Annotated in this window: 22 protein-coding genes; 1 reads left to right on the forward strand and 21 read right to left on the reverse strand. The window is 39.9% G+C overall.

Annotated features, from left to right (window positions below):
• Window positions 1-8 precede the first annotated feature (8 nt).
• The 15 genes from pseH to L0668_RS08515 form a co-directional block, all read right to left on the reverse strand.
• Window positions 9-614 carry a UDP-4-amino-4,6-dideoxy-N-acetyl-beta-L-altrosamine N-acetyltransferase gene (gene pseH / locus L0668_RS08445; RefSeq protein ID WP_235311752.1) on the reverse strand — a complete coding sequence of 202 codons (606 nt, stop codon included), beginning with the start codon at window positions 612-614 and terminating at the stop codon, window positions 9-11.
• Entirely contained in the window at window positions 611-1,705 is a 1,095-nt protein-coding gene (gene pseG, locus L0668_RS08450) for a UDP-2,4-diacetamido-2,4,6-trideoxy-beta-L-altropyranose hydrolase (protein ID WP_235311753.1), read from the reverse strand. Before pseG ends, pseH begins: the two co-directional genes overlap by 4 nt.
• A complete protein-coding gene (gene pseI, locus L0668_RS08455) occupies window positions 1,698-2,780 on the reverse strand; it encodes a pseudaminic acid synthase (RefSeq protein ID WP_235311755.1) in 1,083 nt (360 codons plus the stop codon). The genes pseG and pseI overlap by 8 nt, the downstream gene beginning before the upstream one ends.
• Window positions 2,773-3,849: a glycosyltransferase family 9 protein gene (locus L0668_RS08460; protein ID WP_235311757.1), complete on the reverse strand. Its 1,077-nt coding sequence runs from the start codon at window positions 3,847-3,849 to the stop codon at window positions 2,773-2,775. The genes pseI and L0668_RS08460 overlap by 8 nt, the downstream gene beginning before the upstream one ends.
• Window positions 3,842-4,540, reverse strand: coding sequence for a pseudaminic acid cytidylyltransferase (gene pseF, locus L0668_RS08465; protein ID WP_235311759.1), 699 nt, complete (start codon window positions 4,538-4,540; stop codon window positions 3,842-3,844). The genes L0668_RS08460 and pseF overlap by 8 nt, the downstream gene beginning before the upstream one ends.
• Window positions 4,537-5,694: a UDP-4-amino-4,6-dideoxy-N-acetyl-beta-L-altrosamine transaminase gene (gene pseC, locus L0668_RS08470; protein ID WP_235311761.1), complete on the reverse strand. Its 1,158-nt coding sequence runs from the start codon at window positions 5,692-5,694 to the stop codon at window positions 4,537-4,539. The genes pseF and pseC overlap by 4 nt, the downstream gene beginning before the upstream one ends.
• A 26-nt stretch (window positions 5,695-5,720) precedes the next feature.
• Window positions 5,721-6,719, reverse strand: a complete 999-nt coding sequence (gene pseB, locus L0668_RS08475; protein WP_235311762.1) for a UDP-N-acetylglucosamine 4,6-dehydratase (inverting) — start codon at window positions 6,717-6,719, stop codon at window positions 5,721-5,723.
• Between the two features lie 76 nt (window positions 6,720-6,795).
• Window positions 6,796-7,104 carry a hypothetical protein gene (locus tag L0668_RS08480; RefSeq protein ID WP_235311763.1) on the reverse strand — a complete coding sequence of 103 codons (309 nt, stop codon included), beginning with the start codon at window positions 7,102-7,104 and terminating at the stop codon, window positions 6,796-6,798.
• Window positions 7,101-7,532, reverse strand: coding sequence for a flagellar export chaperone FliS (gene fliS / locus L0668_RS08485; protein WP_235311764.1), 432 nt, complete (start codon window positions 7,530-7,532; stop codon window positions 7,101-7,103). Before fliS ends, L0668_RS08480 begins: the two co-directional genes overlap by 4 nt.
• 35 nt (window positions 7,533-7,567) lie before the next feature.
• Window positions 7,568-9,061, reverse strand: coding sequence for a flagellar filament capping protein FliD (gene fliD, locus L0668_RS08490; RefSeq protein ID WP_235311765.1), 1,494 nt, complete (start codon window positions 9,059-9,061; stop codon window positions 7,568-7,570).
• Window positions 9,062-9,134: 73 nt separating this feature from the next.
• Window positions 9,135-9,551, reverse strand: a complete 417-nt coding sequence (locus L0668_RS08495) for a flagellar protein FlaG (RefSeq protein WP_235311766.1) — start codon at window positions 9,549-9,551, stop codon at window positions 9,135-9,137.
• 90 nt (window positions 9,552-9,641) lie between these two features.
• Window positions 9,642-10,466, reverse strand: coding sequence for a flagellin N-terminal helical domain-containing protein (locus L0668_RS08500; protein WP_235311767.1), 825 nt, complete (start codon window positions 10,464-10,466; stop codon window positions 9,642-9,644).
• Window positions 10,467-11,681: 1,215 nt separating this feature from the next.
• On the reverse strand, window positions 11,682-12,506 hold the full coding sequence (locus L0668_RS08505) for a flagellin N-terminal helical domain-containing protein (protein ID WP_235311769.1): 825 nt from the start codon (window positions 12,504-12,506) through the stop codon (window positions 11,682-11,684).
• A 530-nt stretch (window positions 12,507-13,036) separates the two neighbouring features.
• Window positions 13,037-13,861: a flagellin N-terminal helical domain-containing protein gene (locus L0668_RS08510; RefSeq protein WP_235311771.1), complete on the reverse strand. Its 825-nt coding sequence runs from the start codon at window positions 13,859-13,861 to the stop codon at window positions 13,037-13,039.
• 421 nt (window positions 13,862-14,282) lie between these two features.
• Window positions 14,283-15,107 (reverse strand): flagellin N-terminal helical domain-containing protein, encoded by an 825-nt coding sequence (locus L0668_RS08515; protein ID WP_235311773.1) that lies wholly within the window; start codon window positions 15,105-15,107, stop codon window positions 14,283-14,285.
• A 257-nt stretch (window positions 15,108-15,364) separates the two neighbouring features.
• On the opposite strand from L0668_RS08515, the gene L0668_RS08520 reads away from it, so the two are divergent.
• Window positions 15,365-16,333, forward strand: a complete 969-nt coding sequence (locus L0668_RS08520) for a hypothetical protein (RefSeq protein WP_235311774.1) — start codon at window positions 15,365-15,367, stop codon at window positions 16,331-16,333.
• 15 nt (window positions 16,334-16,348) lie between these two features.
• Here L0668_RS08520 and flgL read toward each other — a convergent pair whose 3' ends face one another.
• The 6 genes from flgL to flgG all read right to left on the reverse strand — a co-directional run bounded on the left by flgL (window position 16,349) and on the right by flgG (window position 23,428).
• Window positions 16,349-17,575 (reverse strand): flagellar hook-associated protein FlgL, encoded by a 1,227-nt coding sequence (gene flgL / locus L0668_RS08525; RefSeq protein ID WP_235311776.1) that lies wholly within the window; start codon window positions 17,573-17,575, stop codon window positions 16,349-16,351.
• A gap of 21 nt (window positions 17,576-17,596) precedes the next feature.
• On the reverse strand, window positions 17,597-19,762 hold the full coding sequence (locus L0668_RS08530; RefSeq protein WP_235311778.1) for a FlgK family flagellar hook-associated protein: 2,166 nt from the start codon (window positions 19,760-19,762) through the stop codon (window positions 17,597-17,599).
• A 36-nt stretch (window positions 19,763-19,798) separates the two neighbouring features.
• A complete protein-coding gene (flgJ, locus tag L0668_RS08535; RefSeq protein ID WP_235311780.1) occupies window positions 19,799-20,767 on the reverse strand; it encodes a flagellar assembly peptidoglycan hydrolase FlgJ in 969 nt (322 codons plus the stop codon).
• 8 nt (window positions 20,768-20,775) lie between these two features.
• A complete protein-coding gene (locus L0668_RS08540; RefSeq protein ID WP_235311784.1) occupies window positions 20,776-21,888 on the reverse strand; it encodes a flagellar basal body P-ring protein FlgI in 1,113 nt (370 codons plus the stop codon).
• A gap of 9 nt (window positions 21,889-21,897) precedes the next feature.
• On the reverse strand, window positions 21,898-22,578 hold the full coding sequence (gene flgH / locus L0668_RS08545) for a flagellar basal body L-ring protein FlgH (RefSeq protein WP_268820292.1): 681 nt from the start codon (window positions 22,576-22,578) through the stop codon (window positions 21,898-21,900).
• A gap of 61 nt (window positions 22,579-22,639) precedes the next feature.
• Window positions 22,640-23,428 (reverse strand): flagellar basal-body rod protein FlgG, encoded by a 789-nt coding sequence (gene flgG / locus L0668_RS08550; protein WP_235311790.1) that lies wholly within the window; start codon window positions 23,426-23,428, stop codon window positions 22,640-22,642.
• Window positions 23,429-23,472 lie beyond the last annotated feature (44 nt).

The following is a 23,472-nucleotide window of genomic DNA, read 5'->3' on the forward strand; positions in this document are numbered from 1 at the left end:
AGGTATTCCTACTCTAAAAATTGGATCTGCTGCGCTGCTAAACCGATATTTTTGGGTAACTTTGCAAGTATCTTATCTCGCTTGTTTTGCCACGCTCTCAGCTCGTAACTGTAATCTAATACCTCAAACTCTTGGCCATCACGTATACCACCCGGTTTTTGGCCAACTTGGGCATATTCAAATATTTTGTGCATTTTATTTGCGGCATGATTAAACGACAACACTTGAGCTAATAAATGGCTGAATGTTTGACGACCATGAGTAGAGTGACAGAAATTTGCCGCAAAATCTAATGCAGCAACTTCTAAAATAATACCACTTCCAGGCCACACATTAGTTTCACCTAAATAACAGCCCCACTCAGGTGTGGGTGTATTTAATCTCGAAAAATTGAGCACCCCAATCGGCCTATTATTTTGCCATAAAACATAAAATGCTCGTGTATTATCACCTTGTAATGAATCAAACCAGTTTAGATGGTCTTGCCATTTAACAGGTGCATTGTTGTGCATATTGCACTGAATTCTTGGACTATTACGCCACTGCCATACAAGATTTAACAGCTCTTGAGTTAAGGGTTTAAATTCGTGGGTGGGTAAACCGACTTTACTCATGTATCAACACTCTGGCTTTGCTGATTAAACATTAGATTCACTATGTTTTTTGCACCGTCTGGTACAGGTAATTCAAGTGCTTTGCTGTGCATAGTATGCAGTAATTCAGTTTGTTGCCACAAGCTAATGACTTGTTCGGATATCTGCTGTTCAGTTAACTCTTGGTCAGTTATCTCTTGGTCAGTTAACTCGTGGTCATTATTTACTTGATTGTTAATCACCTGGCACCAAGCTTGAGTTAAGGCGTGTTGCGTAGCTGTGATCTGGTTTTTGGCTACCACTACCAATATTGCAGGTGTGGCACAAGCCAACAATTCAAATTGACTGCCTCCAGCTGCAGAAACTGCCAGTTTTGTATCAAGTAAAATTTCCGCCATATTTTGGCAATCATGTATGTGGCTTATGTCTTGCTGAGCGTCTTGGATCACCTCAGATAATTTATTTAACTGAGAGTAAGCAGCCCCTGTAACGACAACAATAGGCAGAGTCAGGTTAGACTGAATAAGATTTTGTAATACTGGTAAAGTTAAATTATACGTATCACTGCCACCAAACATTAAGGTTAAGGTTTTACGTTGTGACCAGTTTTCTCTATCTAAATCTAGAAACTCTTGCCTCAACACTTGATAGGCGCTGCCTATGGCTAACTTGGCTTTCGGCTCGGATTTTAAATAATTAAGTTGCTGAGCATTGTTTGCGCCGTTTATCACCAAATCAGCATGCAATTGACCACTGTCATTTAAGTCATCAAATACAGCAAATTTAAACCTATTAGCGCTCAATATTTGCCGGTATGTTTGATCAAACTGATACCCATCAAGGATCAACCAGTCTGCGGCTAGATTTTCGCATTGAGCTTTGAGCCACTGTGCTTCTTGTTTAAGTGGCATATCTTCAATAAGGATGCATTTACCTACCCAATCGTTGCGCTTTTGACAAAACTCTTGTGAGGCTTGCGAGGTGATAAATTTAACTTGATGCCCCTCACGAGTTAATCCTTGAGCCAAAGCTAAACAGCGCATCATGTGGCCTAAACCAATCTTAAGATTTCCTTCCACTCGAAACACAATGCGCATTATAGTGTTACTCAAACATTGACCAGTCTAAAGGTGTGCCTTTAGTTAGCGATTGTTTTGCCACTTTACCCATTACCCCATCCCAGTTTTTAGGCGCAAGACCAAAAGCTGGGCGCACTATCTTAAGGTTTTGTGAACTTAACGATTGGCCTGCGGGTATATCTTCACTGACATAAATCGAACGTCGATATTGTTTAGATTGCTCTTCAGATTGAGAGCCGCCGTATTTCACTTGCCCTAAAGCTTGATGTGCTCTTTTAGTTTCTATAACTAAATTAGTTAACTCAACAGGCTCTAATGAAAAAGCCGCATCGACCCCACCAGCATCCCTATCAAGTACAAAATGTTTTTCAATCACAGTGGCCCCCATAGCCACAGCAGCGATTGATACGCCTACACCAGCAGTATGGTCAGACAACCCCACTTGGCAATTAAAGGCCCGCTGCATATTGGGAATAGTGGCCAAATTTGTGTTGGTTGCTTGGGCGGGGTAAGTGCTAGTGCATTTAAGTAAAATGATATCTTCACATCCCTGATCCCGAGCGGTTTTTACTGCAAGCTCAATCTCTGCCAAACTTGCCATGCCCGTTGACATAATAAGGGGTTTATTTTTAGACGCGGCTTTTCGAATAAGTGGGGTATCGGTTAACTCGAAAGAAGCAATCTTAAAACATGGCACGCCCAGCTCATCCAAAAAATCCACTGCGTCTTCATCAAAAGGTGAACTAAAAGCTAACATGCCTAATGACTTAGCTTTATCAAATAACGGCTTATGCCATTCATAAGGGGTAGCAGCCTTTTTATATAAAGCGTGTAACGACTGCCCAAACCACAAACTATCTTGTTCTTGGATCACAAAATCTGGGGTATTAACATCTAAGGTCATACTGTCAGCGGTAAAGGTTTGCAGTTTTACTGCATGAGCGCCTGCTTTGGCGGCTTCATCTATCATAGACATGGCTAGACTTAAATCTTGATTATGATTACCACTTAACTCAGCAATAATGAAAGGTGGATGTTTTGGCCCTATTAACCTTCCATCAAGAGAAATATCACCAATAGAAGTCTCACCAAGATTGATATCAGCCATTGGTTTGTTCTTCTGCTAAGTGTTCAAAAATCGAATCAATACTTTCAGTTAAATCTTCAGGTTTATCACAATTACAAGTTAAAGCTTCTGTGATCATTTCAGTATATTGCACTGCATGTTTAGGACATGGCTCTACCTGTTCTGTAGCAAAATCTGGCATAAGTATGGCTGGCTCACTAGCGCCTGTAATTAACATCACAGGACAATCTACAGCTTGTGCGTACCACCTATCGCCATTTGCACGGCATACCAACAAATCACTAGCCGCCAACATTTTAAGCAGGGTTTTAGGGTTGTTTTGACTTTCAGACGCAAGCCAAACTTCATAACCTTGCTGCTGTAATGACTTTTTCAATTCCAGTGTATACGGGAACTGCCCCCCATCTTCAGAGTTTTCTAGACTTAAACCTATGACTTTTTGTGATTTGGCTTTTTGGGCTAATCGTTTATCTGCTGCCAGCTTAATTTTTTGCTGTATTTCTTTAATATTCAAATCACAACACTGATTCAGATAAAACTCTGGATACCCTCCGTCAGGCAAATTCGGTGACTGCCACCAAGGGGTCATCCATTTGTACATGCCTCTAAATGTGCTATCTAAATAAGTACTGGTATTATTCACATAATCCGCTTCTAACGTTTGCTTCTCTACCTTGCCCAATAAAGTTTGAATAGACATACTCAAAAAGTTGCCTGTGACAGGCTCTCCAGCATCTTGTAAAAATCGAGCTAAAAAACAGGGCATAAAAGCAGTATCAAGGTTAATTATTTGCGAATATTCTTCGCCAATAATATCTTCAGCCAAACCCAAAAAGGATTCCATTGCTTGATAAAAGTTATCTGGCCATTGGTCTGCACTCAAAGTATGTAAGTGAATGTTTGGCTCTGCTGCGGTTATCACTTTAGCCACTTCACCAAAAGTTAATAAATGAATTTCGGCTTCAGGCACTTGCTGTTGAAAAAAGCGCACCGCTGGTAAACCTATGGCACAAACGTCTGCTGAGGCCAACATCCGAATAATTAAAATTTTGTCTTTTTTTGCAGAGTTGTCTACGACTGGATTATTCATTTTTTTCCTTTACATAAGCTTTGTACATGAGTTCAGCTCTTTGCCAATCCTCAGGAGTATCAATATCTTGCACTAAATGGCGAGGTAAAATGACCGGAATGCTATGAGGTGCAAATACTTTATCATTTTTTAAGTAGGCATCTTGTGTGCCCCAATAAAATTGCCCGGCATCATGGAAAGCCTCAGCTAAATCTTGAGAGCGTTTACCAATAAACTCCGGATACATAGGTGCAATACCTGTATCTACCTGCTTCAATGCTCTTTGCACCGGAAATGGAAAACTGGTCACTGAAAATGCAAATTTTTTGCTTTTATCTTTCCTAAGTTTTTCAATTCCCATTTTTAACGACTCGGCGGTTAAAAATGGCGCGGTAGCATAAATACAACAACAAAACTCAGGTTCAAAAAAATTCTGTTTACAATACTCAATCGCATGCCGAGTAACCGGCATAGTCCCCACATAATCATTAGATAAATCTGCAGGTCTATAAAACGGCACCTCGGCACCGTATTCTTTGGCAATCTGAGCCACATCTTCACTGTCAGTAGACACCAATACTTTTTCAAATTCACCACTGTCTAAGGCAGCCTGAATCGAATAAGCGATTAAAGGTTTGCCGGCAAACATTTTAATATTCTTGCCTGGTATCCTTTTACTTCCGCCCCTTGCAGGGATCACCGCTAAATTCACTTTACGTCCTCTTCTAACACTTCACGCAAAGCTTGAATTACTTGTGCTTGTTGCTGCGCTGTCATATCTGGAAATAAAGGTAGTGTGAGAGCATGATTATAAAACGTTTCGGCCACAGGGAAGTCTCCTTGCTTAAAGCCTAAATTTTGATAATAAGGTTGTAAATGGATGGGAATGTAATGCACATTTACCCCAATGTTTTTTTCGTGAAGCTTTTGGAAAACATCCTTACGTGAATGGGTTTTAAGCTCAATCATATATAAATGCCAAGCGCTGTTTTGTAACTCACTTATTTGAGGTAAAAGTAAGGGCAAATCAGCTAGTGCTTGATCATACTTAGCCGCAAGTTCTCGTCGTTTACTAATAAAGTTATCAATCTTTTTAAGTTGAGATAAACCTAAAGCTGCATGAATATCACTCATACGATAATTGTAACCCAGCTCAACTTGCTGATAATACCAAGGCCCATGACTGTCACCAGACATCTGACTTGGATCACGTGTCACGCCATGTTTAGCAAATAAGACTAACTTTTGCTGTAAACTTTGATTATTAGTTAACACCGCACCACCTTCTGCTGAGGTAATGGATTTAACGGGATGAAAACTAAGCACTGTCATATCTGAATATTTGCAGCATCCAATCTTGGTGTTTTTGTAATTCCCCCCCAAAGCATGAGCAGCGTCTTCAATCAACAACACACCATATTTTAGGGTTAATTTTTGGATAGTCTGCATGTCACAACTTAAACCAGAAAAATGCACCAGGATAAGAACTTTAGGTAAATTATTTTGTTGCTTAGCTAATAATAATTTTTGCGCCAATTGAGCGAGATCAATGTTACGTGTAGTCTTATCAATATCCACAAAGTCAATTTTCGCTCCGCAATACAATGCACAATTGGCCGAGGCAACGAAGGTATTAGGAACAGTCCAAACCAAATCATTCTGCCCAACACCAGCAGCTAAGCAGGCTATATGTAATCCAGAAGTGCCACTATTTACCGCTACCGCATATTGACTATGCGTATATTCACAAAGTGCGGTTTCAAATTGAGGAACTATCGCCCCTTGAGTCAAAAACTGATTACGTAACACATCAATCACTGCATCTACGTCATCTTCATCAACTGAATGTTTACCGTAAGGAAGCATAGTGGGGTCAGCTACTTGTTAATTGTCTAAAGGGTTTCTTTATCAAGTTGTTTTAACTCTTCAACTGTCAAAAAATGTGGATTAGTCCCGGAGTGGTATTCAAATTTATCTGCCACCTCTTCACCCAACTCTCCCAATTTATTCTTTTTATAATTAATATTCTTATCAAAAAATTTAATCGCTGGAGTTATCACATAATGGTCATCAAATTCTAAGGAATGATGAGCCATTTCTTCAGGCACCATCACTTCATGTAGTTTTTCGCCAGGACGTATGCCCACTAGTTTATATTCACGTTTACCACTAATTGACTCAACTAAATCTAAAATACGAATGGATGGGATCTTGGGGACAAATATTTCACCACCTTGCATACGTTGGAAGTTCTGAATAACAAACTCTACGCCTTCATCTAAAGTGATCCAAAAGCGAGTCATTTCTTCATGGGTAACCGGTAACACCTTAGTGCCTTGCTCTAGCAACTTATGGTAAAAAGGCACTACTGAACCTCTGGAACCTACCACATTGCCATATCGAACCACCGCAAACCTAGGGCCTTTAGCGCCAGCGATGTTATTCGCCGCCACAAATAACTTATCTGAAGCAAGTTTAGTTGCACCGTATAAATTAACCGGATTAGCCGCTTTATCGGTAGATAGGGCAATCACTCGTCTAACATCCGCATGAATAGCAGCATCTATTACGTTTTGCGCACCATTAATATTGGTTTTAATACATTCATTGGGGTTATATTCGGCAGCTGGAACTTGCTTTAACGCGGCGGCATGTACCACATAATCGACTTCACGCATGGCCGACTTAAGTCTTTCTTTATCCCGCACATCACCAATAAAATAGCGCATGGCTGGAGCATCAAAATCTTGCTGCATTTCAAACTGTTTAAGTTCATCTCGAGAATAGATTATGACTTTTTTAGGAGAATAATGTTTTAATAAGTATGCAGTAAAACATTTACCAAAAGAGCCTGTTCCACCTGTTATTAGAATTGATTTATCGTTGAACATAACCAACCTCAGTTATTCATTTTTACAGAATATGATAAGCGCATAGTAGCAGGTTTATTTTTAATATATAAATCAATTATTTATACTTTTTTACCGCCTTGCGGCCACGAACTAAACCTGATAGTTGATTTAATGACGCTTTAAATAGTTGATTAGCCCCTGCAACTAATAGGCCATTAACTTCTATTTCAGCTTTTATAAAATTTTGTCTTGCATCGCCATATACTTCATCCAAGTACTGTTGAATAAATTCATCACGTTTAGTAGCTAGTTGCAAAAATTCGGATTCATCAGGATCTGGTTTGGCTAAAAGAGCCAAGAGATCCTGATTAATTTCTTTTAAAGAAGATGGGGTATATAGGTGGTCTAATACTAAGTTCTTCAAACTGCCGCTTGACGTTTCTGCCTCTGCATTTCGTAAGCCTCTTGTTTAGCCGACTCTGGTATTTGTAACCAAGCCGCTTTAATCGGTGAAAGTAGACTAATCACTTCGTCAATAATCTTCAAGCTATTCTGCACATTAGCATCAATTAACCGTTGCAACATATATTCATATAAGTCAAATAGGTTACCCGCGACTTCACCTTCAGTAGACAAATCTAAAGTGTCTCGTAGATTCATCAAAATAGCAGATGCTCGAGATAAATTTTCTGACTTTCCGGCAAAATCTTTACGCTCAATACAACCCTTGGTATAGGCCAACTTATCTAACGCGCCTTGCATTAACAACAAGGTTAAGCGATGCGGGTCAGCTTGGGATATATCTTGTTTAAGATTACCTTTTTTATAAGCATTGATACCTTTTAAGGCCATACTACTTCTCCGTCACAATCCAATATAAAATTAAGTTAAGCACTACCTAGAGCAGCAAATAAAGCTGATCCAGTTTGATTTAGTTTAGACACTGTAAGATCTAGGTTTAAATACTTATCTCGTAAAATCTGTTCAGTGTTCATGAGTCTTAGTTCAAGCTGCTCTCTATCATCTAACAGCTGATCTTTTACATCTTTAGCCGCATTTTCACGAGACTTAATTAAACCACTATATGAGGTATATTCATCAACAAAGTCGTAAAGGTTTACAGCAACACCATTAGTTTCATCAGTAAATAACGATGCTATTTCGTCAAAACTATCAGCCAAAGCATTTTTCAAACGGTCTTCACCACTTCCAAACCCAAACTTATCATAGGAGCCAATTTCTAAATCACCGTCTTCATTAAACTCAATACCTAACTGGAATAATCCACCTAACTCTGAAGATTCGACCGCAGAAAACATTATGCTGTTGAGACCAGATTGAATACCACGGATCATTGAGTCACCAGCAAAGGCTCCATCTTCTTCTAGGTCGGACGTACCATATTTAGTTAAACGTTTTATCTCTGAATTAAGATTGTTAAAGTTGTCGACAAAATCACGAATAGTTTTTTCTACCCCTTCACTATCAAAACCTATACTTAACTTTGAGGTTCTAAAGGTGACACCATCTGCTTCAAGTTCAGATAACTCAGTAACATTAAATTCTACATTCTCAATGACATTTTCAAATTCATTAGTTGAGCTTTCAACCTTAATACCATCAATCGTAGCCTTAGCATTTTGCGCTGGTACAACTGGAGAAAGGTTATTAGCTGTCGTGGTCACTTCATCTGAACGCACGGTTGATAAGCGATCTAATTCGGCAATATCACTATCGTTAACAATAACCAGATCATTACCGTCACCAGTGCGGTTAGAGGTAAAAACTAATTTTACCCCACCATCGACAGTACCTGTGGAAACAATACTAGAGGTCACACCAAAGTTGTCACTATTAGCATTAATTGCCGAGCTAAGATCTTGCAAACTCATAGTATCGGTTATAGCAATAGTGAAGGAGTCAACTCCGCCTCCCCCATCTTCTTTAGGCGCTTTAAAGCTTAATGAACCTGGGCCATTACCAGTTGATAATATTGAATCAGTTGTGGCAGCAAAACCACCATCAACTGCGTCAGCAGTTTGAATGCGACTACCACTTGCCAGTTGAGTCACCGCAATCTGATAGTCTGCTTCTACAGCACTATTTGAAGCTTCAGCAGTAAAAGGTTCAATCCCTTCAGTAGGATTATCGATAGTAGGTTCACGACCTTTAAGATTGGCTTCAGTGCGCAATTCATCAAGGGTTTCCTGGAAATCATCGAGTTTAGATTTTAGTTGGCCTAAACCAGAAATTTCGGCTTCAACTTCTTCTTCTCTTTTATCAATACGATCAGTTTTAGGCTTACGTTCAGCTTCTAGCAGCTGCGTAACTAGCCCTTCAAGGTCTAAACCAGACCCTACACCTAATGACTGAATTGACATAAAACACCTCAATAATCTTAAAGAAAGACAAAGATCTAGCTTTTTCTACTTTAATATTAGTTTAATTGCCTAACTACACTTGTTTATTAAATAACAAACCTACTGCCGCACCAACATCCGTATGTAAATCTCTTAACCTATCTGACAACTGTAAAATTTCTTCTGAAGGGATTTGCCTAATGACTTCACCGGACTCAGTGTCTGTCACTTTTACAATTTGCTTTTTACTATCTTCATCTATGGAAAAATTCAGTTGTCTATTACTAGCCTGAACAAATTCACTTATTTCCGATACTGCATTATCAATTTGTTCAGGCGAAACTTTCCCTAATTCTCTTTCTTCTTTTTCGGCTGAAGAAGAGTTTCCTTTAGACAATTGTTCTACTTTATCTATTTCGGCAACAGATTTATTCGTTTGTTGTTGAACAAGTTCTTTCTCTATTCCTACAGAAGCAAAATCTTGGCCAATACTTTGAGAATCAATTTTCATAAATCACCTCTAAATAACAACAAATGGCCAACTACATACATAGCCGGCCATTTAGCACATTTTCACTTGAATATTTACCTAATCAAATGACTATCCAAGCAATGACAAAGCCGATTGAGGTCTTTGGTTTGCTTGGCTTAACACTGACAATGAAGCCTGCTGAACGATTTGATTACGAGTCAATTCCGCTGTTTCACTGGCAAAATCAGTATCTCTGATACGTGAACGTGCACCTGCTACGTTTTCCGAAATATTAGTTAAGTTACGAATAGTTGATTGGAAGCGGTTTTGCAAAGCACCTAAATCAGCTCGCGCACTACCGATAGTAGATATAGCATTAGTTACAGCAGTTAAAGCAGCCGATGCTCCGGCAATAGTCGCAACTGTTGTATCGCCTAATGATAAGCCTGACGCACCATAACCACCTGAACGTGAAATATTCACACTGATAGTTTGGCCACCGTTTGCACCTACTAAGAATTTAGCAGAAAAACCACCTTGTAAAATATCCAAATCAGCAAACTGTGTATCTGATGCAATACGGCTGATTTCATTTTTAAGTGCTGTCACTTCTTTCTGCAATGATGTTCTATCTGCAGAAGAGTTAATACCGTTTTGCGATTGTACAGCCAAAGTACGAATACGTTGTAAAGAGTTAGTCACCTCGCCTAACGCACCTTCAGCAGTTTGTGTTAATGAAATAGCATCATTAGCGTTTCGAACTGCTTGATTTAAACCTTGAACCTGAGTAGTTAAACGATCTGAGATTTGTAGACCAGCCGCATCATCTGCAGCTCGGTTAATTCTAAAACCTGATGACAAACGTTCAAATGATGTACTAAGTGCTTGACCTGAACCAGACAGCTGGCGCTGAGCATTCAAAGAAGACACATTTGTATTTACATATAAACCCATAAAACCTCCTGAAAACTCACTGCTTGCCGTTAAAGACCAAGTAACAGTAAGTTTGCCTCAATTTAAATGCTATGGGCCTCCCCTTAGCATTACCTCAAAATATCAAAAACCGAGTACCTCTACTCAGATTAATAATAAAAGTAGTTAGTTAAACTACCCCTCAACTAAAGTTATCGACCCCTTCTAAAACAACTTTAATTTTTTTTTGATATTTTTTTAAACTTTTTAACTAAAACAGAGAGATGAAATGAAATACTAAATAAAATCAATCAGATAAAATAAAACGAGCTTTAGTAAATTTTAAAAATACTTAATTTATATATCTAAAGGGACACGATATTAGAGGTTTTAATGTTGAATAAGACAATCAATATTTAGGGTGGCTCGTAAAACTGTATTGCACCTAAACATTATAACAATGTGAAAAGTTGGCATACTGTATGCTTTATGTTTGTCAGATACATAACCTGCATTCAAATGCAATTATGTAAAGAAAAAAGGCCGGGGCTCTCACAAAATGAGAACACCCGACCAACTTGCTCACGTTAGGAGATGGAGCAAAGAAGGTTTCTGTCGACTGGTGGGATTAGAGATGAATACTGGCCTCTCAACCAAACTTCTACACTCTCAGTCCTATTAGTCGACGTTTTAATTCATCACTGCTATCAGTATAGATGAATTAAATCAGAATCTTGTTTTGTTTAAAAACTACCTAGTAGTTTAATTGTTTAAGGCTTTAGCCCAATCAATTTGTGTAATAGCAGTCAACGAGTTTATACTGTTTCAGTCGACTGACAGAATTAGAGATGAATACTGGCCTCTCAACCAAACTTCTACACTCTCAGTTCTGTTGGTCGACGTTTTCCATTCTATTTTCTATTTTCTATTTTCTATTTTCTATTTTCTATTTTCTATTTTCTATTTTCTAAAAGAATAACATGTTGGCCTTAAAAAAGGCCGGGTAAATACCAATTGATATTACCCGACCAACTTGCTCACGTTAGGAGTTGGAGCAAACTGGTTATCCATCTTCGCCTTATATAAAGTGCGCTTCTATAAAAAGCGCCTCTATAAAAATCCGGCAAAGCGGAAAAATAGTGCCCTCCTATGGCAATTAGTAACACATTCCTTTGTGTTACTCAGGTCGGCCTCTCAGTTCCTACCCTCTTGTTTTCTCTTACGACTTTTCATTGACCTCAGTCATTACCTTCAGTTTTATCCTAATAGAGATAAAGCTGCTTGAGGTCTTTGATTAGCTTGGCTCAATACAGTGGTACTGGCCTGTTGTACAATTTGCCAACGGGTTAACTCTGCCGTTTCTACGGCAAAATCAGTATCTCGGATACGACTTCTTGCCGCTGATACGTTTTCAGATATATTCGACAAATTTCGAATAGTTGACTGAAACCTATTTTGTAATGCACCTAAATCCGCACGTTTGGCATCGATAATAGATATGGCCTCTGAAATTGCAGTCATCGCACGAGATGCCCCTTCAACATTGCCAACTGTCACATCCGCGACATTCAAACCTGAAGACCCATATCCACCGACACGAGATACGTTGACACTAATAAACTGTCCTGCATTAGCGCCCACTAAAAATCGAGATGAATATCCGCCTGTTAACACATCCACACCACCAAACTGGGTAGTGGACGCTATCCGGCTGATCTCGTTTTTCAAAGCAGTCACTTCTTTTTGCAGTGCCGTTCTATCTGATGAGCCATTAATCCCGTTTTGCGCCTGAACTGCTAACACTCGTATCCTTTGCAGAGCCGTTGTGGTCTCACCCAGCGCACCTTCAATAGTTTGCGACAATGAAATTGCATCATTAGCATTTCGAACCGCTTGATTCAAACCTAACACCTGAGTAGTTAACCTGTTTGAAATCTGTAATCCTGCCGCATCATCTTTTGCCCCATTGATCCTAAAACCAGAAGACAAACGTTCAAATGCAGTGCTTAAATTTCCGCCCGAGTTAAATAGCTGTCTAGAAGCATTTAACGACGATACGTTTGTATTTACGAATAAACCCATTTTTCTCTCCTAACCATGCACTGACTTATATTTTTATTTGTAATGTCAGCGTTTATTGGTGTTGCTAAAATTAATATTGACAAGGTTATCTGCGTGTTGGCACATAACATGCTTTAAGTTAATTGCTAGCTGGTACCCTGGTTAGCATTTTGTTCAGTGTTTGAAGCACTCTACAAAGCAAAAAAGTGTGAGCGTAAGCTCGAGCTGACAGACAGGATTGATGGCCTAACCTCAATACCTCACTACCTCCTGGCGTCTCTTCTGTCTGTTAGCGATTTAAACAAAAAAGCCTCGGCTTAAATGATTAAATCATAGTAAAACTCACTCTGATTACGCTCAAAGTTTGTAAATAACACTTAATAATGAAAGTATCCTCGGTCGGTTGCAGCCTGCCCCCACATTTTGCAATTCGACCGTTTTCTTTTTGGTTTAATCTACTTGTTAACTAAACCTATATCCTCTACTTCTCGTTGCAGCCTGCCCCCGCATATGCTCAACTTTATTTTTCATCTTAATTCTTCTTTTAAATATTATTGTAATAGTGATAACGCCGCTTGCGGTCTTTGATTCGCTTGACCAAGTACAGTGGTACTAGCTTGTTGTACTATCTGCCAACGGGTCAACTCTGCCGTTTCGACGGCAAAATCAGTATCACGTATACGGCTTCTTGCCGCTGAAACATTCTCAGAGATGCTACTTAAATTACGTATGGTAGATTGGAATCGATTCTGTAACGCACCTAAATCAGCTCGTTTAGCATCAATAATAGATATTGCATCAGATACTAGTGTCATAGCCGCAGATGCACCTGCTACATTTGCCACAGTTACGTCAGCAACTTGCAAACCGGAAGCGCCAAACCCACCGACTCTAGATACGTTAACGCTAATAGTCTGGCCGGCATTTGCCCCAACTAGAAACGCAGAAGAATAGGCTCCATCTAAAATATTTACTCCACCAAATTGAGAGGTTGAGGCAATACGACTAATTTCATCTTTAAGTGCGGTTACTTCTTTTTGTAGCGCCACCCTATCAGCAGATCCATTGATACCGTTTTGTGCTTGTACCGCCAAAACACGTATTCTTTGCAATGCAGTAGTGGTTTCAGCTAATGCGCCTTCTATTGTCTGAGACAATGAAATGGCGTCATTGGCGTTTCGAACGGCTTGATTGAGACCTAAAACCTGAGTGGTTAAACGGTTAGATATTTGTAAACCTGCAGCGTCATCTTTAGCGCCATTGATCCTAAAACCAGATGACAATCTTTCGAATGCAGTACTTAAATTGCTGCCTGAGTTGAATAACTGACGAGTAGCATTCAACGACGAGACATTCGTGTTAACGAATAAACCCATTTTCTTTCTCCTAACGATTTGATTAACATCCGCTGGGCTGGTTTTATTATTAGCTGCCTCTGCGGTAACAGGATCTTGCTTTTATTATTATTCGATCTCTGTTTAGTCGTTCGCTTATTAGTTTTATTAGTTGCGTAACGTCTATGTATTCTTATCGTTCAGGCAGGAGAAATCCTTTAGTGAAAAAACACACTAATTTTAAATACACTTGTATTTCAATTACTTAGGCAACGAGAAAAACCGGATAAAATCCGGTTTTGGGCTCTTTTTAAAGAGAGTGTGAGCGAAACACTCACCTGCTCAATACTTGTTACCTGGTTCACTACCTCCTGGCCCCTAAGCCCTAAACAGATGAAGGGTCTCGAAACCTAGGTTTCAAACATCGATTAGCTTTAAAAATCTAAAGCTAATCAAAATATTATTAACCTAGTAAAGATAGAGCCGATTGTGGACGCTGGTTAGCCTGACTTAGTACAGTCAAACTGGCCTGCTGAACAATCTGATTACGGGTTAATTCTGCAGTTTCAGAAGCAAAGTCAGTATCTTTGATACGAGATCTTGCACCAGCAACATTCTCAGAAATATTGGTCAAGTTACGAATAGTCGACTGAAAACGGTTTTGTAATGCACCTAAATCAGCACGTACTCCACCTATTGTTGATATAGCTTCAGAAACCGATGCTAATGCAGCAGAAGCGCCTTCTACTGTGGCAACAGTAGTTTCACCCACACCTAAACCAGATGCACCGAAACCGCCCGTTCTAGAGATGTTAACACTTATAGTTTGTCCACCATTTGCACCTACTAGGAATTTTGCAGAAAAAGTACCTTGCAAAATATCTAAATCAGCAAATTGAGAATCAGAAGCAATACGGCTGATTTCATTTTTAAGGGCGGTCACTTCTTTTTGCAGCGCGGTACGGTCTGCAGATGAGTTGATACCGTTTTGTGATTGTACCGCTAAAGTACGAATACGCTGTAAGGCATTTGTCACCTCACCTAACGCGCCTTCAGCGGTTTGGGTCAATGAAATAGCGTCATTGGCATTACGAGCGGCCTGATTAAGACCTTGTACTTGAGTGGTTAATCTGTCAGTGATCTGCAAACCTGCAGCGTCATCGGCCGCACGGTTGATACGGAAGCCTGAAGACAAACGTTCAAATGAAGTATTTAAAGATGTGGCTGAATCGAACAACTGACGCTGCGCGTTCAACGATGAAACATTGGTATTTACGTATAAACCCATGGGGTTCTCCTACACTCTCAGTCCAGCGATGCTGGCGATCGAACTTATGTTCGATTGGTTAAATAACACTAATAGAATGATGACTTTCAATTTATAAAATTCATCATTACTGGCTCTCTCAGAAAATTTATCGACCTATTTAAAAATCCCTTTAACAAAAATTGCCTTTATTCTTAAAAAGCGGCAGAGTTTTGCCCTATTGAATTTATTATTTACTTGAGTTTCAATAAGTTAAGATTTGAAAAAAAGATTGAAAAATGCACATAAATTGGACAAAAAAAATAGGGGATAAGGGAATTCACAATGCTTTTACCGACTTATGTGAATTTAAAGAACAATTATTTTGTTGTTATCGCGAAGCTAAAAATCATGTGAGTGCAGATGGTAGTATAAGAATTGTCACCTCAGATTTATCTGGCAAACAAATTGGCAGCTTAAAATTAAGTGAACCCAATACAGACTTAAGAGATCCCAAGCTCAGCATTACTCCAAAAGGCAATTTACTGCTAATCGCCTACGCTAGATTAACCGATATCAATAATAAAACGTTATCCACTCGTAATCTTTGCTGGGTATCGCAAACCGGGAAAAGTTGGTCCTCTAATACTGAATTTGCAGATAAAGGTTGGTGGTTGTGGCGTGTTAAATGGCTTAACGATATGGCTTATGGTTTTGCCTATAACAGGCGTGCCAACGCTATTAACTTGTACAAAGGCCATCCCAAAAGAAGTTTTCATCTACACCAGCCTTCGGTATTAAGTTTAGCCAAGCATAATAAAGGTTATCCAAATGAAAGTGATTTAGTATTTATAAATAACACAGCTTTCGCTTTGGTTAGAAGAGATGCTGATACTTATTCTGCACAACTAGGGGTGAGTCATTTCCCCTATAAAAAATGGCAATGGACAGATTTAAAGGCCTATATAGGTGGGCCGGCAATGCTGAAAATAAATGAAAACACCTTACTTATTGCTGGTAGAGTAGTTCAAGGAAAACAATTAGTTACAGGCTTACTTAGCCTAAATATTGATACTTTAAAAGCCAATAAACTAAATGTAGTCAGTAAACTCTTAAAATTACATACCATTTTACCTTCGTCCGGAGACAATAGTTACCCTGGCTTAGTGTTAAAAAATGGCTCGCTTTATGTAAGTTATTACTCGTCTCACGAAAGTAATAAAACCAATGTTTATCTTAGTAAGCTTAATGTAAGCCAATTTTTATAAGAGATTTCAGAAAAACTAGCGAATAAAATCAAATAAGGACACACCTGTTACTTTACTAAAGGTTGCTTGGGCTGCGGTTAACGCTGCTTCTTGACGACTCAGTTCAGAAACCGCTTCTGCATAATCAACTTCTTCGATATTTGAACGGGCTGATTTATTGGCTATTTCCAAATCCAAGTTGGAAGCAAACACGGCATCGGTAATATTAGCCCGGCCACCAATTTCAGAAATACCATTGGCCACCCCTACTAAAGCATTATCAGCGCCAGCTAAAGCATCTTCTAAGGCTTCTTGAAATCCACCATCTGACAAAGTTCCGTCATTTAAAGCTGTCACAAAATTATTGAGGGTTTCAGCAATATTTTGTTTTTTAGGCGTTTCGAGCTGAAAGTCCATGGTGTTACCTGCGGTACCCTCAATATCTATTTCCAACCCATTGAATAAAAATGGTGTACCACTAGAAAAACTCACTGTATCCAAGATAGCACCTGTACCCACATTACTAATTTGGGCTTGAGTAGCAGACAAGATAGTGACCCGAAATTGATTGTTTGCGGGTGTAACTGCATCAAAGTTGGCAGTATGAAACTGGTCAAATTTAGATTGTTGTTTAATATCTAAACGTGCAGACGTCACACCTACCGAACCACTAATTGTGGCTTTTGAGCGAGCCAGCACATCTTCAAATACATCTTTACCAGAGTTGTTCATTTGCACCTTTACGGTATTTGATATTTGAACTTTATTTTCCCCGGAATCCCCTTCAAAATTATACTTATTTCCAGTCGCGCTAGGATTATAAGAAAATGCTGGAGAGGCGGATTTAAAGCCGGCAAAAATATACTCACCGTTAGCATTTTGGCTATTCATTAAATCAAATATTTGATCGCGAATTTGACCAATTTCAATGCCAATTGCTACTCGGTCTTGTTTTCCCACTATGCCGTTGCCTGACTGCACCATCAACACACGAGCACGGTTCATAGCTGTATCTATACTTTTTAGTACGGTTTCTTCTTGCTCTAAACTGTTAGTTAACAAGTTGCTATTTTTTTTATATTGAGCAATCAGATCAATTTCTTCGGTTAAACGTATCACCTGCGCTGCACCAACCGGATCATCCGAAGGACGTAACAACTTTTTACCTGAAGACAGTTGTTGCTGAATATCCGATAAATCACCTTGATTTTCCAATACAGCCTGCACACTACGATCGTATAATTGTCCAGTAGAAATTCGCATAATAAAACCTTTCTAAGATCCTTATCTAACTACACCAAGAATTGTATTGAACAAATCTTGCGCTGTACCTAATAACCTTGCCGCTGCTGAGTATGATTGCTGAAATCTCACCAGATTTGCCGCTTCTTCATCTAAGCTCACACCAGAAACTGAATCAAACCAATCTTTAGATTGCGTTTTTAAGGCTTCTGCCGCTTGTAATGAAATATTAGCACTGGCTGACTTTTGCCCTATGTCACTAACCGTGTTTGCGTATGCTTCGTGAAAGCTAACCGGCTCCCCTGAGCCACTATTATTAAGTTGCATAATGTTCTGATTTTGCAAATCAGACAACACCAAAGCATTTCTATTGTCGTTTAGTCCATCGGTGTTGAAACTAATACTAAAACTATCGCCCGCTTTAGGTACTCCTTGGATAGATAAATCATACCCAGGGTAATCGTCTAATGCAGAAAACGCTGCTGGCCAAGCTGGACCTGCACCTGATGCTTCAGCCTGCGCCAGCATATTGTTGAAATCAGTGGTACCTGTCACTGTAGCAATCACACTGCCTGCACTGTCCAATACTTGATAGGTATCGGCTGCAGTAAACAAAATTTCGGCAGGTGCTCCCACGCCACCACCACCTGTAGGTGAGGCTCCAGGGCCATGAATACCACCAGCATTATTAAACCCAGATGCTCTTGAATCGGCAAAAGTATTATCAATAAAAGTATTCGTTACTTTAGTGGATATCACCTTGGCATCCCCCAAGTTATTGATATCACCTTCGGCATGAATTGGTGACGCTAGGGCTAAATCTTCTGGCCGAGTCATGGTCACTTCGATACGATCGGCTGAATTTTTAGTGGGCTGTAAAATATATTTATCACCCGCTGTGTATGCTGCTCCTGCGGAAAACTCTAATTCTAAACCACCAATAACTGGGGTAAATGTACCACCAGCAGCTTCTAAAACCGGATAATTTTGACTAATTGGATTGCCATTTACATCCAATACTGCCGAACCATCAGGATTAATTGCAGCGACTGTCACATCAAGTGTAGGTGGCGCCCCTGGGGTAATACTATTTACTGTCACCTCATAATCGGCACTGGTAATTTGTCCAGCCGCACCTTGAGTAATACGCCCCGTGACTACACCAACTGTACCTACATTATCTGGATGTTCTAACCCGGTAATATCAGGCAGTGTGAAGATATTACTACCCAACTGGCCATCAAAATCCATACCTAATCTATTTTGAGTATTTAACGACTCTGTTACCGCTAAAGCGATTTGTCCCAATTCACGGCGGCTAGTTTCTAATACCTCATCTCGATACCGAAATAGGCCACCAATAGTACCGCCTAAATTAGTTTCTTTTAAATTAAGTGTGGTAGGTTTGCCGCTACTGGATAACCTTAAAGATTTATAATTTTGGTCCGCATCATTATTAACCTCAAATAAATTAAGTGAACCATCTTGCAAAACTAAAGATTCACCTGACGTAAGATTAACTAACAATCCACCAGTATCTGTTGGGTCCACTCTTGTTTCAATCGATAACAGGCTAGACAGCTCTAAAATGGCGTTATCTCGTTGGTTCTTTAAGGTGCCTGGCTCATCGAATATATTGTTAGATTGATTGATTCTGATCGCTTCGTTTAATTCACCTATAGAGGTAATTAGACTATTCACTTTATTGATGTTAGTGGTAACTTCAATATTTAATTCTTGTTCTTTCTCACGCAGAAAACCAGTAACCGTACTTATCTGCCCCATCAAAGATTGGGCCTCGCCTAACACTAACTGCCGCGCTGCAATACTAGTGGGGTCATCTGCCGAGGTTTGCATAGAACCAAAAAATCGGCTCATACTTTTAGAAATACTGTTGGATTCACTAGCAAACACATTATCCAAAACCGAGGTTTTTTGATGATAGGTTTCAAATTCGCTGTGTAAGGTGGTATCTCTTCTTAATTGATTTTGCGCAAAAGTATTAATGATACGCTCTGTGGAACCTTGACCTACCCCACCCGTAGCTTGACTTTGAAAAGTCGTTCTTTCGCGCACATAACCTTCAGTATTGACATTCGCAATATTATGACCTGTAGTACGAAGTAATTGGTTGCTGGCATCTACGCCACTGCGGGCAATAGAAAATAAACTGGCGTTTCTAGACAGATCATTCTTAGTTGGGATCATATAGATTCTCCCACTGACAAACTAAAAAATTGATAATCATGGTAAATATTTCCGGAACTGTTTACCTTCGAGCACAGCTATCACTTTTTCGGCATATTTCGGATCTGTGGCATATCCAGCCTTTTGTAACTCAGAGAAATAACCTTGTGATTCCTTGCTTTGACTCATCGCCTTTTCATATCTTGGGTTTTGTTGCACAAACTTGACGTAATCTTGCATAGAGTCCGTAAAATTTTCATACACTCTAAAAGGTGCCTTGTGAGATTTAGCCACACCTTTTTCAACTTCTAAGGTATCCACCATAGCTCTATCACCCTGCCAACGGCGATCAGCTTTGATACCAAATAAATTGTGGGAGTTTTGGCCATCAGAGGTGTGGATCATATGTTTGCCCCAACCTGTTTCTAAAGCAGCCTGGGCTAGAAGTGCCTTGGGATCGATACCAAGCTCCTGTGCTGCTTGTTGGGCTGCAGGATAAAGCTGCTCAATAAAAGATTGTTCATCAGTAAAAGCGGCAGACTTAAAAGACGAAAACGTATTAATTTCATTTTTCGACAAAATTTGTTGTTGGGCAGCTTCGGTACTTTTAATAGCATCACGATTTAAACTCGATTGCCTTAAACTAGACAAATTACCGTCACTACGAGTGGCACTGGCTGGCATATAGCCATCACCTAACTGCCCCAATTGACGCACTATAATGTCAGCTAAACCTATACTGCCATTATCTGATAAATCATTAGATAACTGCTTATCGTGCATATCACGATAAAATTTCACTTGTTCAGAGTTAAATGGACTATCTTTATCTGCCATCACGTCTTGCGCTTTACGCATAGACTTAAGCATCATTTGTACAAAGATACCTTCAAATTGTTTGGCCGCTTCTTCTAGGGCCTTTTTATCACCATTTTTGGCAGCCTGACGCAGGACATCTAAACCTTGAATGTCATTGGCATTTCTAGAAAGCTCCAGTTGGCCTTGAGTATTGATTGAGTTTTCCATCATAAACCTTAGATAACGACCAGCTCGCCTTGCAGCGCTCCGGCTTCACGTAATGCTTCTAAGATCGCCATCAAATCACCTGGAGCAGCCCCGACTTCGTTAACCGCTCTGACTAATTGATCTAAAGTCACACCTGGGTCAAATTTAAACAAACGTGTATCGTCTAAATTCACATCCACAATTGATTGAGTCGTAACCACTGTTTCACCATCCGCTAACGCATTAGGCTGGGTCACAGTTTGGTTTTCAGCTATGGTGACAGTTAGTCCACCATGGGTAATGGCAGCAGGCAACAAACGTACATCTTGGCCAATCACTATGGTGCCCGTACGACTGTTAATCACCACCCGAGCAGCGGCTTTTGCTGGAGTAAATTCAAAATTTTCTAAGGTCGCTAAAAAGCCTACCCTTTGCCCCACTTCTCTTGGCGCGGTCACTCTAACCGATGCCGCATCTATTGGTGTGGCTATGGTATAACCTTTGTCGGGATCTGCGCCTAATCGACTATTAATGGTATCGGCCAATATTTTAGCGGTAGAAAAATCTGGATATTTAAGGTTTAAAGTTAAGTAGTCTTCTTGCATAAAACCACTTTTTACCGCTCGTTCAACCAATGCACCATTAGCTATACGACCCACAGTTGGTGTGTTAATCACTATTTTTGAACCGTCTCCGCCTTCAGCGCCAAAACCACTAACCACTAAACTGCCCTGCGCTACCGCATAGATATTGCCATCTAAACCCTTTAAAAACGTTTGAATTAAGGTTCCGCCTTGTAAACTTGCTGCTTCGCCAATAGATGACACAGTTACATCAATAGTTTGCCCTGGCTTAATAAAAGGGGGTAATTCGGCGTGTACTGCAACAGCAGCTACATTTTTAATTTTAGGTTTAAGCCCACTGGCTAGGCTGATACCAAAATTAGACAACATAGTGCGAAAACTTTGTTCAGTAAATGGGCTTTGTTCGCCAGTACCAGGCAAACCAACCACTAAGCCATAACCGACTAATTGATTACTTCTTACTCCTTGCACAGATGCTAGATCTTTGATCCTTTGGGCATGACCAAACGGCGCCCCAACTAAACTACAAAGTACCAATAGACTAATTAGTGTTTTCATATAGTCCTCCTAAAAAGGCCAATATTCAGATGAGAAAAAGCCACTTAACCAGCCCTCTTTTTGAGTGGAAGCAAAATCGCCTGTACCGCTATATTGAATGCGTGCATTGGCTATTTTGGTCGAAGTGATTTCATTGGCTGGACTAACATCTGCTGGACGTACTACCCCAGTTAAACGAATGTATTCGTCACCGTTATTTAAGGTTAACCATTTTTCGCCACGTACCAATAAATTTTGATTAGGTAACACTTGTACAACTGTGACAGAAATGCTGCCGAACAAGTTGTTGCTTTGATTGGCAGATGAGTCCCCAGAGAAGTCTTTAGATGAATCCATGCCTAACTGGATAGACTCATTACCAATATTTAAAACATTTCCACCTAAACCAACAATAGGATTCACTTCAACTTCCGAAGATTTCGTTCGAGAGGTGCCCACAGATTTAGTCGCTTGGGTGCTTTCACGCAAGGTAACAGTAATAATGTCGCCCACTCTTCTAGCTTTTACATCAGAATAAAGACTATTGGCCATGTCCACCTGAAATATTGAGCCGTCTTGGGCAATCTTTTGCCGTGGCATCTCTGGTAGTATAGGCGCATAGAAAGGATCGTTAGGCAGCGGAGCTTTCACAGAAGTAGACTGGCAACCAAGAGACAAAAGCATGACCTGGCTTAATATGAATGCCTTCAAAAAACTCACACGACAATTAACTAATCGACCCACTATCATTACTAACACGATTATTTTCTCACTATAGTTGTTGGATAACCTGCCCTAACATTTGATCCACTGACGAAATCACTTTTGAGTTCATTTCGTATAAACGTTGGCTTTCGATCAAATTTACTAATTCTTCGGTTACATTCACATTCGATGTTTCAAGGGCGCCTTGCACTATTGTGCCTAACCCCTGTAATCCAGGTACACCTTGCAAAGGCGCGCCACTTACCGCAGTTTCAACGTACATATTTTGCCCAATTGGCTGTAAGCCTGTGGCATTGATAAAATCAGATACATTAATTTGGCCTAAAACCGCAGGCTCTGCTTGGCCTCGAATAGACGCTGACACTTCACCATCTTGAGAGATAGTAATTTGCTGCGCGTCTTCTGGTACTGTGATGACAGGTTGTAATAAAAAACCTGCACCTGGTGTTACCAACTGGCCTTGGTCATTCAAAGTAAATTGACCATTTCGGGTATAAGCTAAGGAACCATCAGGCTGGAGTACTTCAAAAAAACCACGACCTTGAACCAACATGTCCAATGAATTTTCAGTGGTTAACATATTGCCTTGCGTATGAGATTTTTGCGTAGCAACCACCTTACTACCCGCACCTAACATCAAGCCCGAAGGCAATTCAGTATCTGCAGAGGAACGACCACCTGGTTGATTAATATTTTGATACAAGAGATCTTCAAAAATGGCGCGATCTTTTTTAAAGCCAACTGTACTAGCATTGGCCAAATTATTTGATATCACTGCCACATCGGTCTGAGCCGCATCTAGGCCCGTTTTACTTATCCACAGTGCTGGGTGCATGAAAGCCTCCTAAAAATAACGAATATTGGATACATATACATTTC

This window comes from Paraglaciecola algarum (assembly GCF_021532655.1).
GTDB lineage: Bacteria > Pseudomonadota > Gammaproteobacteria > Enterobacterales > Alteromonadaceae > Paraglaciecola > Paraglaciecola algarum.

Bases quoted from the DNA above. Each gene is read 5' to 3' on its own strand.
- pseH (WP_235311752.1), bottom strand. From the start codon at position 614: ATGAGTAAAGTCGGTTTACCCACCCACGAATTTAAACCCTTAACTCAA.
- pseI (WP_235311755.1), bottom strand. From the start codon at position 2,780: ATGGCTGATATCAATCTTGGTGAGACTTCTATTGGTGATATTTCTCTT.
- L0668_RS08460 (WP_235311757.1), bottom strand. From the start codon at position 3,849: ATGAATAATCCAGTCGTAGACAACTCTGCAAAAAAAGACAAAATTTTA.
- pseC (WP_235311761.1), bottom strand. From the start codon at position 5,694: ATGCTTCCTTACGGTAAACATTCAGTTGATGAAGATGACGTAGATGCA.
- pseB (WP_235311762.1), bottom strand. From the start codon at position 6,719: ATGTTCAACGATAAATCAATTCTAATAACAGGTGGAACAGGCTCTTTT.
- fliS (WP_235311764.1), bottom strand. From the start codon at position 7,532: ATGGCCTTAAAAGGTATCAATGCTTATAAAAAAGGTAATCTTAAACAA.
- fliD (WP_235311765.1), bottom strand. From the start codon at position 9,061: ATGTCAATTCAGTCATTAGGTGTAGGGTCTGGTTTAGACCTTGAAGGG.
- L0668_RS08495 (WP_235311766.1), bottom strand. From the start codon at position 9,551: ATGAAAATTGATTCTCAAAGTATTGGCCAAGATTTTGCTTCTGTAGGA.
- L0668_RS08500 (WP_235311767.1), bottom strand. From the start codon at position 10,466: ATGGGTTTATATGTAAATACAAATGTGTCTTCTTTGAATGCTCAGCGC.
- L0668_RS08505 (WP_235311769.1), bottom strand. From the start codon at position 12,506: ATGGGTTTATTCGTAAATACAAACGTATCGTCGTTAAATGCTTCTAGA.
- L0668_RS08510 (WP_235311771.1), bottom strand. From the start codon at position 13,861: ATGGGTTTATTCGTTAACACGAATGTCTCGTCGTTGAATGCTACTCGT.
- L0668_RS08515 (WP_235311773.1), bottom strand. From the start codon at position 15,107: ATGGGTTTATACGTAAATACCAATGTTTCATCGTTGAACGCGCAGCGT.
- L0668_RS08520 (WP_235311774.1), top strand. From the start codon at position 15,365: ATGCACATAAATTGGACAAAAAAAATAGGGGATAAGGGAATTCACAAT.
- flgL (WP_235311776.1), bottom strand. From the start codon at position 17,575: ATGCGAATTTCTACTGGACAATTATACGATCGTAGTGTGCAGGCTGTA.
- L0668_RS08530 (WP_235311778.1), bottom strand. From the start codon at position 19,762: ATGATCCCAACTAAGAATGATCTGTCTAGAAACGCCAGTTTATTTTCT.
- flgJ (WP_235311780.1), bottom strand. From the start codon at position 20,767: ATGGAAAACTCAATCAATACTCAAGGCCAACTGGAGCTTTCTAGAAAT.
- L0668_RS08540 (WP_235311784.1), bottom strand. From the start codon at position 21,888: ATGAAAACACTAATTAGTCTATTGGTACTTTGTAGTTTAGTTGGGGCG.
- flgG (WP_235311790.1), bottom strand. From the start codon at position 23,428: ATGCACCCAGCACTGTGGATAAGTAAAACGGGCCTAGATGCGGCTCAG.